Origin of the sequence: Streptomyces sp. NPDC059201, from assembly GCF_042754585.1 — a bacterium.
GTDB lineage: Bacteria > Actinomycetota > Actinomycetes > Streptomycetales > Streptomycetaceae > Streptomyces.
Genome location: NZ_JBHZBB010000016.1, coordinates 78,032 through 94,859, shown reverse-complemented (window position 1 = coordinate 94,859; position 16,828 = coordinate 78,032). Strand labels below are relative to the sequence as shown.

The window sequence follows — 16,828 nt, the reverse complement described above, 5'->3', positions numbered from 1 at the left end:
CTGGTCCTCCCGGCGCCGTCGTGCGTCTCAACCCCCCCCACCCGCCGGGCCGCCGCCCCCGCCCCCGCCCCCCCCCCCCGGGGGGGGGGGGGGGCGCCCCCCCCCCCCCCCCACCCCCACGAGGAAGCTCAGACGAGGAGCGCCTCGATCGCCGCGACGACCTCGGGGGCCTCCGGCTCGGTGCGCGGACGGAAGCGGGTGACGGTGCCGTCGGCGGAGATCAGGAACTTCTCGAAGTTCCACTGCACGTCACCGGCCTCGCCCTCGGCGTCCGCGACCTGGGTCAGCTCCGTGTACAGCGGGTGGCGGCCGTCGCCGTTGACCTCGGCCTTCTCCAGGAGGGGGAAGGTGACGCCGTACGTCGTGGAGCAGAAGCTCCGGATCTCCTCGGCCGAGCCCGGCTCCTGCCCGAGGAACTGGTTGCAGGGCACGCCGACGACGGTCAGACCGCGCTCCCCGTACGTCTTCTGCAACCGCTCCAGGCCCTCGTACTGCGGGGTGAGGCCGCACTTCGAGGCCACGTTCACCACCAGCACGGCCCGGTCCCGGTAGTCGGCCAGGGAGACCGGCTCGCCGGCCAGGTTCTTCAGCGGAATGTCGTACAGACTCATGGGGAACTCCTCGTCGAGACTAGGCTGCGATGACAACATGAGTGAAGAACCCCTGGCAATCGCGGTCGATTCCGCCCCCGGCGCGTCGCCCCGCCTCGTCCGCTGCCGCCTCTGCGGCCGCCCGCTGACCGGCGCCGACTCCCGCCGGACCGGCCTGGGCCCCACCTGCGACGCCAAACTCCACCCGCCGGCCCCCGACATCCGCACCCGCCGCCACGAGGTCGAGCAGGACCCACTGCCGGGCCTGGGCCCGTCAGCGGACTGAGGCCATCGGCTGCGTCCGGGGCGGTGCCCGGCGAAGATCGCGACGCTATCAGGGGGAAATCCGGTGGGCCACGGGTTTCGCCCACTGCCAGAGTGGCCGGCGATGCGAGAGAAACGCCGACCACCGAGAGCGGAGTCCTGAGCCATGTCCACCCTGCGTGTCACCGCCGAAGTCCTCACCGTCCATCCGCACCCGAACGCCGACGCCCTTGAGCTGGCGCAGGTCGGGCTCTATCGGGCCGTCGTCGCCAAGGGGGCGTACCGGACCGGCGACACCGCCGTGTACATCCCGGAGCAGGCGGTGCTGCCCACCGCGCTCGTCGCGGAGCTGGGGCTGACCGGGCGGCTGGCCGGGAAGGCGTCGGACCGGGTCAAGGCGGTGCGGCTGCGCGGGGAGCTGTCGCAGGGGATCGTGTGCCGGCCGGCCGCGCTGGCCGGCGTCGACCTGGACCGGGCCGCCGCCGACGGGGCCGACTTCGCGGAGGTACTGGGGATCACCAAGTGGGTGCCGCCGGTCCCGCCGACCATGAGCGGGGACGTCGAGGCCGCGCCCGACCTGCTGCCCTGGGTGGACATCGAGAACCTGCACCGCTACCCGGGCATCTTCGAGCCGGGCGAGCGGGTCGTCCTGACGGAGAAGATCCACGGCACGGCCTGCCTGTTCACGTACGTCGCCGACGGCGGCCGGACGCACGTCTCGTCCAAGGGGTTCGGCGCCAAGGGGCTCGCCCTCCAGGAGGATCCGCGCAACCTGTACTGGCGGGCCGTTCACGCACACGGGCTGCCCGCCGTCGCCGAGCGGCTCGCCGCCCGCCTCGGCGCCGCCCGGGTCGGCTTCTTCGGCGAGGTGTACGGATCCGGTGTCCAGGATCTTGGATACGGCGCCGACGCCCGCCGCGAGGACATCGGCTACGCGCTGTTCGACGTGTCCGCCGAGATCGACGGGCAGGTCCGCTGGCTGGACCCGGCCGGGGTCCTGGAGCCGGGCGAGGTCCCGCTCGTCCCGCGCCTGTACGAGGGCCCGTACGACCTCGACACCGTCCTCGCCCACGCGAGCGGCGCCGAGACCGTCTCCGGGAGCGCCGCCCACCTCCGGGAGGGCGTCGTCGTCCGGCCGGCCGTCGAGCGGTACAGCCCGGTCACCGGCGGCCGGGCCGTCGCCAAGGCGGTCAGCCCGGCCTACCTGACCCGCAAGGGCGGCACCGAGTACGAGTGACCCGGGCCCGGGCCGCAGGCCGCAGGCTGTGACCGGGCGGGTCACAGCCTCCTGAACAGGCCCTCCTGGACCACCGAGACCAGCATCCGGCCCTCTCGGTCGTAGATCCGGCCGCGGGCCAGTCCCCGGCCGCCGGTCGCGACCGGGGACTCCTGCTCGTACAGGAACCATTCGTCGGCCCGGAACGGGCGGTGGAACCACATCGCGTGGTCCAGCGACGCCATGTCGAAGGAGCGCGGGCCCCACAGCGGCTCGACGGGGATCCGCACCGCGTCGAGCAGCGTCATGTCGGAGGCGTACGTCACCGCGCAGGTGTGCACGAGCGGGTCGTCGCCCAGCGGCCCGACCGCCCGCATCCAGACCGCGCTGCGCGGGTCCGCGTCCTTGACCTCGGCCTTCGTCCAGCGCAGCCGGTCGACGTAGCGGATGTCGAAGGGCATGCGCCGCGCCATCCGCTCCATCGCCTCCGGCAGCCCGCCGAGGTGGTCGCGGACCTCGTCCGCGAGCCCGGGGAGGCTCTCCGGGTCCACCAGGTGCCGGGGCGGCAGCTGGTGCTCGAAGGCGCCCTCCTCCGGGAGGTGGAAGGAGGCCGTCAGGTTGAAGATCGTCCGGCCCTCCTGGACGGCCGTGACCCGGCGGGTCGTGAACGTCCGCCCGTCCCGCACCCGCTCCACCTGGTAGACGATCGGCACGCCGGGCCGCCCCGGGCGCAGGAAGTAGGCGTGCAGCGAGTGCACCGGGCGGTCCTCGTCCACGGTCCGCCCGGCCGCCACCAGGGCCTGGCCGGCGACCTGCCCGCCGAAGACCCGCTGGAGCGACTCCTGCGGGCTGCGGCCGCGGAAGATGTTCACCTCGATCCGCTCCAGGTCGAGCAGATCCACCAGCCTGTCGGCGGGGTTCGTCACGATGGCGTCCTCCTTCCTACAGCTGTCCGACCGACGTCACGCGGACGACCGCGCGGCCCTCCTCGTCGGAGGCCGCCAGGTCCACCTCCGCGCTGATGCCCCAGTCATGGTCGCCGTTCGGGTCGGCGAAGGTCTGCCGGACGCGCCACAGGCCGTGCGCCGCGTCCTCCTCGATCGCGAGCAGCTTCGGGCCGCGCGCGTCCGGGCCGGTGCCCAGGTCCTCGTACTCGTCCCAGTACGCGTCCATCGCCTCGCCCCAGGCGTCCGCGTCCCAGCCGGACTCGGCGTCCATCTCGCCCAGCTCGCCGACCTTGTCGAGCGCCGCCAGCTCCACCCGCCGGAACATCGCGTTGCGCACCAGGACGCGGAAGGCGCGCGCGTTGGCCGTGACCGGCTTGACCTGGTCGGCCTTCTCCTGCGCCTCCTCCGCCGTCTGGATCTCCGGGTTGGCCAGCTGCTCCCACTCGTCGAGCAGCGAGGAGTCCACCTGGCGCACCATCTCGCCCAGCCAGGCGATCAGGTCCTCCAGGTCCTCGGTCTTGAGGTCGTCCGGGATGGTGTGGTCGAGCGCCTTGTACGCGCTCGCGAGGTACCGCAGGACGATGCCCTCGGTGCGCGCCAGCTCGTACCAGGAGGTGAACTCGGTGAAGGTCAGCGCCCGTTCGTACATGTCACGGATGACCGACTTCGGCGAGACCGGGTGGTCGCCGACCCACGGGTGCGACTTCCGGTAGACGTCGTACGCGTGCCAGAGCAGCTCCTCCAGCGGCTTCGGGTATGAGATGTCCTGGAGCCGCTCCATCCGCTCCTCGTACTCGACGCCGTCCGCCTTCATCTGCCCGACGGCCTCGCCGCGCGCCTTGTTCTGCATGGCGGCGAGGATCTGGCGCGGGTCGTCGAGCGTCGACTCGACCACGGAGACCATGTCGAGGGCGTACGAGGGGGACTCCGGGTCCAGCAGGTCGAAGGCGGCCAGCGCGAAGGTGGACAGCGGCTGGTTCAGCGCGAAGTCCTGCTGGAGGTCGACGGTCAGCCGGATCGTGCGGCCCTCCGCGTCCGGTGTGTCGAGCTGCTCGACCACTCCGCCGTCGAGCAGCGAGCGGTAGATCGCGATGGCCCGGCGGATGTGCCGGAGCTGGTTGCGGCGCGGCTCGTGGTTGTCCTCCAGGAGCTTGCGCATCGCCTCGAAGGCGTTGCCCGGCCGGGCGATCACCGACAGCAGCATGATGTTGGTGACCTTGAAGCGGGAGGTCAGCGGCTCCGGCTCGGCGGTCTGAAGCTTCTCGAAGGTGGTGTCGCTCCAGGCGACGAAGCCCTCGGGGGCCTTCTTGCGGACCACCTTGCGGCGCTTCTTCGGGTCGTCGCCCGCCTTCGCGAGCGCCTTCTCGTTCTCGATGACGTGCTCGGGCGCCTGGGCGACGACCAGCCCTGCGGTGTCGAAGCCGGCCCGCCCGGCCCGGCCCGCGATCTGGTGGAACTCACGGGCGCGCAGGGTGCGCACCCGGTTGCCGTCGTACTTGGTGAGGGCGGTGAAGAGCACCGTGCGGATGGGCACGTTCACGCCGACGCCGAGGGTGTCCGTCCCGCAGATCACCTTCAGCAGACCGGCCTGCGCCAGCTTCTCCACGAGCCGCCGGTACTTCGGCAGCATGCCGGCGTGGTGCACGCCGATGCCGTGGCGGACGTATCGCGAGAGGTTCTGGCCGAACTTGGTGGTGAAGCGGAAGTTGCCGATCAGCTCGGCGATCTTGTCCTTCTCCTCGCGCGTGCACATGTTGATGCTCATCAGCGACTGCGCGCGCTCGACGGCCTGCGCCTGCGTGAAGTGCACGATGTAGACGGGCGCCTGCTTGGTCTCCAGGAGCTCGGTCAGGGTGTCGGTGATGGGCGTGAGCCGGTACTCGTACGAGAGCGGCACCGGCCGGGTCGCCGAGCGGACCACCGAGGTCGGCCGGCCCGTGCGCCGGGTCAGGTCCTTCTCGAACATCGCCATGTCGCCGAGCGTCGCCGACATCAGCACGAACTGCGCCTGGGGGAGTTCGAGGAGCGGGATCTGCCAGGCCCACCCCCGGTCCGCCTCGGCGTAGAAGTGGAACTCGTCCATGACGACCTGGCCGATGTCGGCGTCCTTGCCGTCGCGCAGCGCGATCGAGGCCAGCACCTCGGCCGTACAGCAGATGACGGGCGCGTCCGCGTTCACGGACGCGTCGCCGGTCAGCATGCCGACGTTCTCCGTGCCGAAGATCTTGCACAGGTCGAAGAACTTCTCCGACACCAGCGCCTTGATCGGCGCCGTGTAGAAAGTGACCTGGTCGTTCGCGAGCGCCGTGAAGTGCGCGCCCGCCGCGACCAGCGACTTCCCGGACCCGGTGGGGGTCGACAGGATGACGTTCGCCCCCGAGACCACCTCGATCAGCGCCTCCTCCTGCGCCGGGTAGAGCGAGATGCCGCGCTCCTCCGTCCAGGCGGAGAACGCCTCGAAGAGGGCGTCGGGGTCGGCGGTCGGCGGCAGCTGATCGATAAGGGTCACGCTCCCATCTTGCCTTCATTCCGCTCGGATGAGGGAACCGGCTGTCGAATGCCAAGATCATGCCCGATAGGCTGCTCCGTCGACCGGTCGTCAACTCGGCGCCGGCAGGGGAGAAACGGGGCGACACCGACCATGATGGGACCGGCGCACTCGCTGTCCGGAGCGGCGGCCTGGCTGGGCGTGGGAGCCGCCGCGGCCGCCCTCGACCACCCGATGCCCTGGCCGGTGCTGCTCGTGGGAGCCCTGCTGTGCGCGGGCGCGGCCCTCGCCCCCGACCTGGACCACAAGTCGGCGACCATCTCGCGCGCCTTCGGCCCCGTCTCCCGGGTCCTGTGCGAGGTCGTCGACAAGCTGTCGTACGCCGTCTACAAGGCGACCCGCAGCCCCCAGGACCCGCGCCGTTCCGGCGGCCACCGCACCCTCACCCACACCTGGCTGTGGGCGGTCCTCATCGGCGGCGGCTGCTCGGTCGCGGCCGTCACCGGCGGGCGCTGGGCGGTCCTCGCGATCCTCTTCGTCCACCTCGTCCTCGCGGTCGAGGGGCTGCTGTGGCGGGCCGCCCGGATGTCCAGCGACGTCCTGGTCTGGCTGCTCGGCGCGACCAGCGCGTGGATCCTCGCCGGGGTCCTCGACCAGCCGGGCAACGGCTCGGACTGGCTCTTCACCGGCCCCGGCCAGGAGTACCTGTGGCTGGGCCTGCCGGTCGTCCTCGGCGCCCTCGTGCACGACATCGGCGACGCGCTCACCGTCTCCGGCTGCCCGATCCTGTGGCCGATCCCCATCGGCCGCAAGCGCTGGTACCCGATCGGCCCGCCCAAGGGCATGCGCTTCCGGGCCGGCAGCTGGGTCGAGCTGAAGGTCCTCATGCCGGTCTTCATGCTGCTGGGCGGGGTGGGCGGAGCTTCGGCGCTGGGGTTCTTCTGACGCGGGCCGCGGCGCGGGGATAACGCCGTGTTATGGCCGAACGGGATTACCCGGGGGCCCCACGCGTGACGACTCTGGTTCCACCCACTCCCCCCACAGGCGGCACTTCCGTGTGCCGTCGGAGACGAGGAACCTTGCGTACGCACCGCATATGGGCGTCGGCCGCCGCCGCCGCGCTCTCCGTGCTCGCCCTCTTCGCGCCCGCCGCCACCGCGTCGGAGCAGACGCCCGCCCGCGCCGACGCCGTCGCCGTCCAGCCGATCATCGGCGGCGGCCACGCCCAGAGCGGCCCCTGGGCGGCCCGGCTCCTCTCCAACGGCAGGGAGACCTGTTCCGCCACGATCATCGCCCCCACCTGGATCCTCACCGCCAAGCACTGCGTCACCGGGGGCGGGCTGTCCTTCCGGATCGGCAGCCTCGACCAGCACAGCGGCGGGACCGTCGCCAACGGCATCCAGACGTACACCCACAGCTCCGACCTCGCGCTGGTGCGCCTGGACCGCTCCGTGACGGCGACCTACGCCCGGCTCGGCCAGCCCGGCTCCGTGAGCGTCGGACAGAGCGTCCAGGTCTACGGCTGGGGCGCCACCTCCCAGTGCGGCTCCGAGGCCAACTGCCAGTCCCGCTACCTGAAGGTCGCCGACGTGACGGTGACCGGCGGCTGCCGTGACGCGTACAACGGCTCGGCGATCTGCGCCCGGCGCGGCAACGGCATCACCGCCGGCGGGGACTCCGGCGGCCCGATGATGGCGAACGGCATCCAGGTCGGGGTCGCCTCCACCAGCGACCGCCAGACGACCACCGCGTACACCAACGTGACGGCCTACCGTTCCTGGATCCAGTCGGTCGCCGGCGTCTGACCGCCGCCCGGGGGGATGTGGCCCGCGCGCCGCCGCGCGGGCCACATCCCCCCGGCCGGGCCGGACTCAGCCGTGCCAGGACCGCCACAGCGCCGCGTACGCGCCGTCCGCGGCGACCAGCTCGTGGTGGCTGCCCAGCTCGCTGATCCGGCCCTGCTCGACCACCGCGATCAGGTCGGCGTCGTGGGCGGTGTGGAGGCGGTGGGCGATGGCCACCACCGTCCGCCCGTCCAGGACGCGGCCCAGGGAGCGTTCCAGGTGGCGGGCCGCGCGGGGGTCGAGGAGGGAGGTGGCCTCGTCCAGGACCAGGGTGTGGGGATCGGCCAGGACGAGGCGGGCCAGGGCGATCTGCTGGGCCTGCGCGGGGGTCAGTGTGCGGCCGCCCGAGCCGACCTCGGTGTCCAGGCCCGCGTCGAGCGCCCTTGCCCAGCTCTCCGCGTCGACCGCCTCCAGGGCCGTCCACAGCTCCGGGTCACCGGCCTCCGGGCGGGCGAGCAGCAGGTTGTCGCGGAGGGTGCCGACGAAGACGTGGTGCTCCTGGTTGACCAGCGCCACGTGCTCGCGGACCCGCTCGGCCGGCATCCGGGCCAGCTCGGCCCCGCCGAGCGTGACCGCGCCGGCGCGCGGGCCGTAGATGCCCGCGAGGAGCCGGCCCAGGGTGGACTTGCCCGCCCCGGACGGGCCGACCAGCGCGAGCCGCGTGCCGGGCGCCACGGCGAGCGACACCCCGTGCAGCACGTCCACGCCCTCGCGGTAGCCGAAGCGCACGTCGGCCGCCTCGACCGACCGCCCCTCGGGCCGCACCGACCCGTCGCCGGGCTCGGGCTCGATGTCCCGCACGCCCACGAGCCGGGCCAGCGACACCTGCGCCACCTGGAGCTCGTCGTACCAGCGCAGCACGATCCCGATCGGGTCGACCAGCATCTGCGCGAGCAGCGCGCCGGTCGTGAGCTGCCCGACGTCCATCCAGCCCTGGAAGACACCGATACCGCCGATGGCGAGCACTCCGCACAGGACCGTCGTGTGCGTCAGGTTGACGATCGGGAAGAGCACGGACCGCAGGTAGAGCGTGTACCGCTCCCATCGCGTCCACTCGTGGATCCGCTGGTCCGAGAGCGCCACCCGGCGCGCGCCGAGCCGGTGCGCCTCGACCGTGCGGCCCGCGTCGACCGTCTCGGCGAGCGCGGCGGCGACCGCCGCGTACCCGGCCGCCTCCGAGCGGTAGGCGGAGGGCGCCCGCCTGAAGTACCAGCGGCAGCCGGCGATCAGCAGCGGCGCGGCGATGACCACGGCCAGGGCGAGCGGCGGCGCCGTGAAGGCGAGCCCGCCGATCAGCAGCCCGGCCCACACCACGCCGATCACGAGCTGCGGCACGGCCTCGCGCATCGCGTTGGCCAGCCGGTCCACGTCGGTGGTGATCCGGGAGAGCAGGTCGCCGGTGCCGGCCCGCTCCAGGACGCCCGGCGGCAGGCCGACCGCGCGGACCAGGAAGTCCTCCCTGAGGTCCGCGAGCATCTCCTCGCCGAGCATCGCCCCGCGCAGCCGGACGAGCCGCACGAAGAACGTCTGGACGACGAGCGCGACCGCGAACACCGCGACCGCGCTCCCCAGATGGAGCTCCCGGGCGCCCTCGGCGAGCCGGTTCACCACCTGGCCGAGCACGTAGGGCCCGGCCATGGAGGCGGTCACGGCGACCGCGTTGACGCCGACGAGCAGCGCGAACGCCCTGCGGTGCCGGCGCAGCAGCGCGCGGACGTAGGCCCGGACGGTCGCGCCGGCGGCGACGGGCAGGGTGGTGGCGGTCGTCGGTGCCGCCGGGTCGTACGCGGGCGGCGCCAGGCCGATCATGCGGTTTCCCCTTCCAGTGCTTCGAGGCGGCGGGCCGTACGGGGGGCTTCGTGAGTCCCGTCCGGCGCCGCGGTGGCGAGCTCGTCGTCCGTCTCGCGGGTGACGACCGCCCGGTAGAGCGGCTCGTCCGCGAGGAGGCCGCGATGGGTGCCGTGGGCGACGGCCCGGCCCTCGTGGACCAGGACCACCCGGTCGGCCAGGTCCAGGACCAGCGGCGACGAGGCCAGGACGACGGTCGTCGCGCCCGCGCGCAGCTTGCGGACGCCGGCCGCGACCCGTGCCTCGGTGTGCGAGTCGACCGCCGAGGTCGGCTCGTCGAGGACGAGCACCTCCGCGTCGGTCACCAGCGACCGGGCGAGGGCGAGGCGCTGGCGCTGCCCGCCGGAGAGCGAGCGGCCCCGCTCGGTGATCCGGGTCCGCATCGGGTCCCCGTCGGCGTCCACCGACGCCTGCGCGAGCGCGTCGAGGACGTCGTCGCACTGGGCGGCGGCGAGCGCGTCCTCGGGCCGGACGGCGCCGGACGCGGGCACGTCCAGCAGCTCGTGGAGGGTGCCGGACAGCAGCACCGGCTCCTTGTCCTGGACCAGGACGGCCGCCCGGGCGGCGTCCAGCGCCAGCTCGTCGAGCGGCACCCCGCCGAGGCGCACCGAGACGTGGTCGTCGTCCGGCTCGGCCGGGTGCCCGCCGAGCCGGTCCGCGAGCCGTCCGGCAGCATCCGGGTCGCCGCACACCACGGCGGTGAGCAGCCCGGCGGGGGCGATGAGCCCGGTCACCGGGTCGTACAGGTCGCCCTTCGCCTTCCCGGGGCGGTCGGCGGAGTCCCCGCCGGACGCCTCGGTGGTGCGGGTGAGGGCCAGGACCCGCGCCGCGCGCTTCGCGGAGGGCCGGGAGAAGGCGTACGCCATGGCGATCTCCTCCACCTGCCGCAGCGGGTGGTGGGTGAGCGCGACCGCGCCGTAGACCGTGACCAGCGCGCCGACCGTGATCCGGCCGTCGAGCGCCAGGCCCGCCCCGTACACCACCACGGCGATGAGGAGCAGGCCCGGCAGCAGCACCTGGACGGCGGCGATCAGGGCCCACATGCGGGCGCTGCGCACGGCCGCGCGGCGGACCTCCTGGGAGGCCGTCCGGTAGCGGCCGAGGAACAGCTCCTCGCCGCCGATGCCGCGCAGCACGCGCAGTCCGGCGACCGTGTCGGAGGCGAGTTCGGTGGCCTTTCCGGCCTTCTCGCGCTGCTCGTCGGCCCGGCGGGTCGCGCGCGGCAGCAGCGGCAGCGCGGCCAGGGCGAGCGCGGGGACGCCCACCGCGACGACGACGCCGAGCGCGGGTTCGTACACGATGAGGCCGACGCAGACGGCGAGGAGGGTGAGGACGGCGGCGGCGAAGCGGGAGAACGCCTCCACGAACCAGCCGATTTTTTCGACATCGCCTGTCGATACGGATACCACTTCGCCCGCCGCGACCCGCCGGGTCAGCAGCGCGCCGAGCTCGGCGGTCCTGCGGGCGAGGAGCTGCTGGACCCGCGCGGCGGCGGTGATCCAGTTGGTGACGGCGGTGCGGTGGAGCATGGTGTCGCCGACGGCGATGCCGACGCCGAGCGCCACGAGCACCCCGCAGCCGAGGGCGAGCCCGCCGCCGTCGCGGTCGACGACCGCCTGCACGGCGAGGCCCACACCGATCGGCAGCCCGGCGATCGACAGCTGGAGCAACAGCCCCCACAGCAGCGACCTCACCTGCCCGCCGAGCTGCATGCGCCCCAGCCAGATCAGGAACCGGGTGCCCGAACGGACGTCGGGCACCCCCGGGTCGGCGTACGGGAGCTGATGGATCTGCATGACGTCCCCAGGGGTGCTCGGGGTGCGGACGGGGGGTGTGGGCCGGGGCACGCGGGCGTGCGTCGGCCGGGGTCCCGTGGAGGGACCCCTTGGGTACGGACCCCGGGGGTGCGGGATCCCCGCCAGGTTCGCCCCCCTCGGCCCCCCGCGGCAACGGATTTTCCGGCCCCCGGGGTACGTATCCGGCCACCCGCCCCTTCCAGGCACCGCCCGTCACGCCGCCCCGGGCGCCACCCGTCACACCTGCCCCGCTGGCTCTACGGCTCCCGCTGCTCCGGGACGCCCCGGTCGTTCTGGAGGGCCAGGAGTTCGCGGAAGAGCCCCGGCGCGGCCGAGAGTTCGGCGAAGGTGCCTTCCTGCACGATCCGGCCGTGGCCGAGGACGACGATCCGGTCGGCGACCGCGACGTTCGCCAGGCGGTGGGTCACCAGGACGACGGGCCGGCCCTCGGCGACCTCCCGCAGCCCGGCGAAGATGCGGTGCTCGGCGCGGGCGTCGAGCGCGCTGGTCGGTTCGTCGAGGACGAGCACACCGGGCCGGTAGAAGGCCCGGGCGATCGCGAGCCGCTGCCACTGGCCGCCCGACAGCTCGACCCCGCCGAACCACTCCCGCGCCAGCAGCGTGCCCCAGCCGCTGCGCAGCCCGTCCACGACCTCGCCCGCGCCGGACCGCTCGGCGGCCCGCTCCAGCGCCTCCCTCCCGCCGCGCGGCTGCCCGAGTGTGACGTTCTCCTCGGCGGACAGCGGCCAGTGCGCGAAGACCTGCGGGACGACCGCCGTGTGCCGCCACATCGCGTACGCGTCGAGCTCGCGCACGTCCCGCGCGTCCCAGGTGACCGTGCCCTCCGTCGGCAGGTACAGGCCGGTGAGCAGCCGGGAGAGGGTCGTCTTGCCGGAGCCGTTCTCGCCGACCAGGGCGACGATCTCGCCGGCCCGCACCTCCAGGGTGACGTCGGTGAGCGCGGGCCCGTCGGCGTCCGGGTAGGTGTAGCCGAGCCGTTCGGCGCGGACGGCCTTCGGCGGGTCCGGGACGACGGTGCCCCGGTCCAGCCGGTGGCCGCCCGCCTCCGCGATGAAGTCGGCCCAGTCGTCCACGTACAGCCCCGTGCGGAAGATCCGGGTGCCGTAGCCGACGATCCCGTACAGGTTGTTGCCCACGGTCTGGAGGGCGAAGACCGCGGTGCCCGCCGAGGCGAGCGTCATCCGGCCGGAGGCGAGCAGCAGCACCAGCGCGCCCCACATGACGGCCGAGGCGACGCCTCCGGCCACCGAACCGGCCATCGCCCAGCGCGAACCGCGGTGGATGGCCCGGTCGGTGACGGTGTCCACGCGGGCGCCGATCTCGCGGTAGCGGCCGAGGAGGAAGCCGAACATGGTGCCGGAGCGGAGCTGGTCGGCGATCTGCCGGTCGGCGATGTACCAGCGCAGGTGCCCGAGCGTGCGCCGCTCGGCGGAGACCGCCCGGCTGCTCTCCCACTGGAGGTGCGCGCCCTTCATCCGGGCCAGCGCCTGGGGGAGCACCGCGAGGACGAGCAGCGGCAGCAGCAGCGGGTGGAGGACGGCGACGACCCCGGCGGCGGCGATGATCGACGCGAGACAGGACATCAGCATCTGCGACTCGGTGATGAGGTCCTTGGCGACGTCGGCGCCCCGGTCGGCGTGGTCCCACTTGTCGTTGAAGCCGGGATGGTCGTACGCGGTGAGCTCGGCGTTCGCCGCCGCGTGCAGCATCTCCAGCTCGGCCTCGCGGGAGATCCGCGGCGAGAGGCGCGAGGAGACGTCGGAGATCACGATGCCGAGGACGGCCCGCAGCCCGACGGCGGTGGCGATCAGCGCGAGGGAGGGCAGCGCCTCGGTGATCCGGTCCTGGATGGGGCCGGGGGCGATCAGCGAGGAGAGAGTGGAGCCGGTGGCGACGAGGCCGGTGGCCTCCAGGGCGGCCGACAGGGCCTGGCAGGAGAGCAGCAGGGTGACCGCCCGGCGGTCCACCCGCCAGCCGAGCGCGAGCCCCTTGCGGACGAGCTGCGGCAGCCGCCGGGCCATCACCCACGGCGAGGTGGGTCTGCCTTCGAGCGCGGCGAGCTTGCCCGTCTGGAAGCGGTACTCCTCGGCGGGCGGCGGCGGAGCCGGAGCCGGGATGGCCGCTCTGTCGGTGGTGTCGGTGGTGTCGGTGGTCTCAGTGGTGCCGGTGGTCTTCTCTGAGGTCACGGTGATGGTTCCCCCGTCCGAGTGACGACACGGAAGGGGAGGAACTACCCGGATCCGCCCGCGGCGCACCGCCCGGCGGGCGGTTCACCCGCCGGGGGGAACGGATTCCGGCCAGATGCCCAGCACCGGGCGCCACCTGCCGGCTCAGGGGCGGGTGGCGCGCTCCAGGGCGAGGAGGGCGGAGGCGTACCGGCGGCCGGTGGCGCGGTCCATGCCGATCTCGCACATCCGGTTGGCCGAGAGGTGCGCGTCGAAGGGACGGGAGGTGACCTCGGCGGCCTCGCGGGCGGTGGCCGAGGCCGTCAGTTCGGGGTGGAGCATGCCCCGGTCGCCCGCGAAGGCGCAGCAGCCCGCGTCGACCGGCACCACGACCTCCTCGGCGCAGAACTCGGCGACCTCGGTGAGCTTCTCAGCGTCGCCGAGGTGCCGCATCGAGCAGGTGGGGTGGACGACGGCCGCGTCCACGCGGCGGCGCGCCTCCAGGCGGGGGAGCAGTTCGTCGGCGGCCCACACCAGGGAGTCCACGACGGTCAGTTCGGCGTGCAGCGCGCGGTTGTCGTCGGTGAGGTACGGGACGACCTCGTCGGCGATGCCGAGGGTGCAGGAGGAGGCGTCGACCACGAGCGGGAGCCGCCCGCCCGCCGTCCAGCCCCAGGCGGCCTCGACGATCCGGTTGGCCATCACCTCGTTGCCCTCCCGGTACCCCTTGGAGTGCCAGATGGTGGCGCAGCAGGTACCGGCCACGTCGTCCGGGATCCACACGGGCCGGCCCGCCCGGGCCGAGACGGCGACGACGGCCTCCGGCAGGGAGGGTCCCGGGGTGTCGTCCGGGTTGCCGAAGATGCGGTTGACGCAGGCCGGGTAGTAGACGGCGACGGCCGCCGGGCGGTGGGTGCGGGGCAGCCGGCGGGGCGCCGCGCCGGGGATCTCGGGCAGCCACTCCGGTACGAGGTCGGGCCGGACGGCCTTGCGGGCGAAGCCGGTCACCCGCTCCAGGAAGCCGTCGCCCAGGTGACCGGCCGCGCCCACCGCGAGCCGCGCCGACCTCTCCACGGCGCGGAAGTGCTTCGCGGCGAGGGCGGCGATCCGCTCCTCGCGCGGGGAGTGCCGCGCGTGCCGGAAGTCCTTCATCAGGGCGCCGGTGTCGATGCCGACGGGGCAGGCCAGCTTGCAGGTGGAGTCGCCGGCGCAGGTGTCGACGGCGTCGTAGCCGTACGCCTCCAGGAGTTGGCTCTCGACGGGGGAGCCGTCGGCCTGCCGCAGCATCTCCCGGCGCAGCACGATGCGCTGGCGCGGCGTGGTCGTCAGGTCGTGGCTGGGACAGGTCGGTTCGCAGAAGCCGCACTCGATGCACGGGTCGGCGATCCGCTCCACGGACGGGATGGTCTTCAGGCCGCGCAGGTGCGCCTGAGGGTCCCGGTCGAGGACGATCCGGGGGGCGAGGACCCCGTCGGGGTCGATGAGCTCCTTGGTGCGCCACATGAGCCCGGTCGCCTTCGGGCCCCATTCGAGCTCCAGGAAGGGGGCGATGTTGCGGCCGGTGGCGTGCTCGGCCTTCAGGGAGCCGTCGAAACGCTCGACGGTGAGCTTGCAGAACTCGTCCATGAAGGAGGCGTACCGCTCGACGTCAGCCGGGTCGGCGGCGTCGAAGGCGAGCAGGAAGTGCAGGTTGCCGTGGGCGGCGTGCCCGGCGACGGCCGCGTCGAAACCGTGCCGTGCCTGGAGGTCGAGCAGTTCCGCGCACGCCTCGGCGAGCCGGTCCGGGGGCACCGCGAAGTCCTCGGTGATCAGGGTCGTACCGGAGGGGCGGGAGCCGCCGACGGCCGTCACGAACGCCTTGCGGGCCTTCCAGTAGCCGCCGATCCTGCCCGCGTCACGGGTGAAGGCGTTGTCGACGGAGGGCACCGGCGCGACCAGGTCGAGCCCGTCCAGGACCGCGCCCGCCGCCTCCTCGTACGCGGCGAGGGCCGTCTCGTCCGGGGCGCGGAACTCGACGAGCAGCGCCGTGGTGTCCTTGGGGAGCCCGGCCCAGTCGGCCGGGACGCCGGACACGCTGACCGAGGCCCGCAGGGTGTTGCCGTCCATGAGCTCGACGGCGAGCGCCCCGGCCTCGTTGAACCGGGGCACGGCCGCCGCGGCGGCGGGCAGCGTGGGGAAGAAGAGCAGTGCGGTGGAGACCAGCCGGTCGAGCGGCAGGGTGTCGAAGACGACCTCGGAGAGGAAGCCGAGGGTGCCCTCGGAGCCGACCATCAGGCCCCGCAGGATCTCCACCGGGGTCGCCCCGTCGAGGAAGGCGTCGAGGCGGTAGCCGTTGGTGTTCTTGATCTGGTACTTGGCGCGGATCCGGTCCGTGAGCCGCGCGTCGGCCTCGATCTCGGCCTTGAGCGCGAGCAGCCCCTCGCACAGGCCGGGCTCGGCGCGGGCCAGCTCCTCGTCGGCGGCCGGGTCGGCCGTGTCGACGACCGTCCCGCCCGGCAGGACGAAGGTGAGCGAGGAGACCGTCCGGTACGAGTTCCGGGTGATGCCGGCGGTCATCCCGGAGGCGTTGTTGGCGACGACCCCGCCGATCGTGCAGGCGACGGCGCTGGCCGGGTCGGGGCCGAGCACGCGCCCGTACGGGGCGAGGGCCGCGTTGGCGCGCACGACGGTGGTGCCGGGGCGGATCCGGGCCCGGGCGCCGTCGTCGAGGACCTCGACGCCCACCCAGTGGCGGCGGACGTCGACGAGGATGTCCTCTCCCTGCGCCTGCCCGTTGAGGCTGGTCCCGGCGGCCCGGAAGACCACCTCGCGGCCCTTGCCGTGCGCGTAGGACAGCACGGCCGAGATGTCGTCGACGTCCTCGGCGACCACGACGACCTGCGGGAGGAAGCGGTAGGGGCTCGCGTCGGAGGCGTACCGCACCAGGTCGGAGACGCCCGAGAGGATCTTCTCGGGACCGATCAGGGCCGCCAGGTCCTCCCGCAGCCGCCGCGGGGTGCCCCGCGCCTGGAGGTCCGGGACCCGGTCGGGAGCCGGGGTCCGCTTCCGGCCCGGGCTGAGGGCCTGCGGGTTCGGTTCCAGCAGCGGCATGGCACGGCTCCCCTCGGCGCGGGCGCCCGGGGCGTCAGCCGACGCTCTCCGGGACGGGCCCGGCCAGGGCGGTCAGCAGACCTCCGAGCACCTCGCGCTGTTCGACGGTCAATGGAGCCAGGATGTCCTCTGCGGCCGCCCGGCGCGCGCTGCGCAGCTCCCGCAGCGTGGCGCGCCCCTCGTCGGTGAGCTCGATCCGCACCACCCGGCGGTTGCTCGGATCGGGCACCCGGCGCACCCGGCCGGCCGCCTCCAGACCGTCGACGAGGCTGGTCACGGCGCGCGGGACGACCTCCAGGCGGGCGGCGAGGTCCGCCATCCGGGGCGGGGCGTCGCCGAAGTGCGCGACCAGGCGGAGCAAGCGGGACTGGGCCGGGGTGATGCCGACCGGCTCCAGGTGGCGCTTCTGGATGCGGTGGAGCCGGCGGGTGAGCCGGAGCAACTGCTCGGCGAGGAGCCCGTCGGGGTCGGGGGTGCTCACGGAGGGCGCGCTCGCGGCGGGGGAGTCCATGGGGGAACATTATCAGGACCTAGCTCATTGTGAACATAGGTAAGAGTG

12 protein-coding genes are annotated in these 16,828 nt (G+C 73.7%); 4 read left to right on the top strand and 8 right to left on the bottom strand.

Features of this window, described 5'->3' with window-relative positions; all coding sequences use genetic code 11:
- Nucleotides 1-128 precede the first annotated feature (128 nt).
- On the bottom strand, nucleotides 129-611 hold the full coding sequence (locus tag ACFXMG_RS36020) for a glutathione peroxidase (RefSeq protein WP_383819615.1): 483 nt from the start codon (nucleotides 609-611) through the stop codon (nucleotides 129-131).
- Between the two features lie 37 nt (nucleotides 612-648).
- On the opposite strand from ACFXMG_RS36020, the gene ACFXMG_RS36015 reads away from it, so the two are divergent.
- Together ACFXMG_RS36015 and ACFXMG_RS36010 are read left to right on the top strand one after the other, a co-directional pair.
- Nucleotides 649-876 (top strand): DUF6011 domain-containing protein, encoded by a 228-nt coding sequence (locus ACFXMG_RS36015; RefSeq protein WP_383819612.1) that lies wholly within the window; start codon nucleotides 649-651, stop codon nucleotides 874-876.
- 144 nt (nucleotides 877-1,020) lie between these two features.
- Entirely contained in the window at nucleotides 1,021-2,091 is a 1,071-nt protein-coding gene (locus tag ACFXMG_RS36010) for an RNA ligase (ATP) (RefSeq protein ID WP_383819609.1), read from the top strand.
- 41 nt (nucleotides 2,092-2,132) lie between these two features.
- Here ACFXMG_RS36010 and ACFXMG_RS36005 read toward each other — a convergent pair whose 3' ends face one another.
- Nucleotides 2,133-2,996: an acyl-CoA thioesterase gene (locus ACFXMG_RS36005; protein WP_383819607.1), complete on the bottom strand. Its 864-nt coding sequence runs from the start codon at nucleotides 2,994-2,996 to the stop codon at nucleotides 2,133-2,135.
- Between the two features lie 16 nt (nucleotides 2,997-3,012).
- On the bottom strand, nucleotides 3,013-5,526 hold the full coding sequence (locus tag ACFXMG_RS36000) for a DEAD/DEAH box helicase (protein ID WP_383819604.1): 2,514 nt from the start codon (nucleotides 5,524-5,526) through the stop codon (nucleotides 3,013-3,015).
- 132 nt (nucleotides 5,527-5,658) lie between these two features.
- Here ACFXMG_RS36000 and ACFXMG_RS35995 point away from each other — a divergent pair, with 132 nt between their 5' ends.
- The gene (locus ACFXMG_RS35995; protein WP_383819601.1) at nucleotides 5,659-6,450 is read left to right on the top strand and encodes a metal-dependent hydrolase; all 792 of its coding nucleotides are present in this window, start codon (nucleotides 5,659-5,661) and stop codon (nucleotides 6,448-6,450) included.
- A gap of 134 nt (nucleotides 6,451-6,584) precedes the next feature.
- Nucleotides 6,585-7,310, top strand: coding sequence for a S1 family peptidase (locus ACFXMG_RS35990; RefSeq protein WP_383819599.1), 726 nt, complete (start codon nucleotides 6,585-6,587; stop codon nucleotides 7,308-7,310).
- A gap of 66 nt (nucleotides 7,311-7,376) precedes the next feature.
- Here ACFXMG_RS35990 and ACFXMG_RS35985 read toward each other — a convergent pair whose 3' ends face one another.
- The 5 genes from ACFXMG_RS35985 to ACFXMG_RS35965 form a co-directional block, all read right to left on the bottom strand.
- On the bottom strand, nucleotides 7,377-9,158 hold the full coding sequence (locus ACFXMG_RS35985; protein ID WP_383830478.1) for an ABC transporter ATP-binding protein: 1,782 nt from the start codon (nucleotides 9,156-9,158) through the stop codon (nucleotides 7,377-7,379).
- Nucleotides 9,155-10,993, bottom strand: coding sequence for an ABC transporter transmembrane domain-containing protein (locus tag ACFXMG_RS35980; protein ID WP_383830481.1), 1,839 nt, complete (start codon nucleotides 10,991-10,993; stop codon nucleotides 9,155-9,157). Before ACFXMG_RS35980 ends, ACFXMG_RS35985 begins: the two co-directional genes overlap by 4 nt.
- Nucleotides 10,994-11,250: 257 nt before the next feature.
- Complete coding sequence (locus ACFXMG_RS35975) at nucleotides 11,251-13,200, bottom strand: ABC transporter ATP-binding protein (protein ID WP_383830483.1); 1,950 nt, start codon at nucleotides 13,198-13,200, stop codon at nucleotides 11,251-11,253.
- A 144-nt stretch (nucleotides 13,201-13,344) separates the two neighbouring features.
- Nucleotides 13,345-16,269: an FAD-binding and (Fe-S)-binding domain-containing protein gene (locus ACFXMG_RS35970; protein ID WP_383830486.1), complete on the bottom strand. Its 2,925-nt coding sequence runs from the start codon at nucleotides 16,267-16,269 to the stop codon at nucleotides 13,345-13,347.
- A 34-nt stretch (nucleotides 16,270-16,303) separates the two neighbouring features.
- On the bottom strand, nucleotides 16,304-16,780 hold the full coding sequence (locus ACFXMG_RS35965; protein WP_383830489.1) for a MarR family winged helix-turn-helix transcriptional regulator: 477 nt from the start codon (nucleotides 16,778-16,780) through the stop codon (nucleotides 16,304-16,306).
- Between the last annotated feature and the right edge of the window lie 48 nt (nucleotides 16,781-16,828).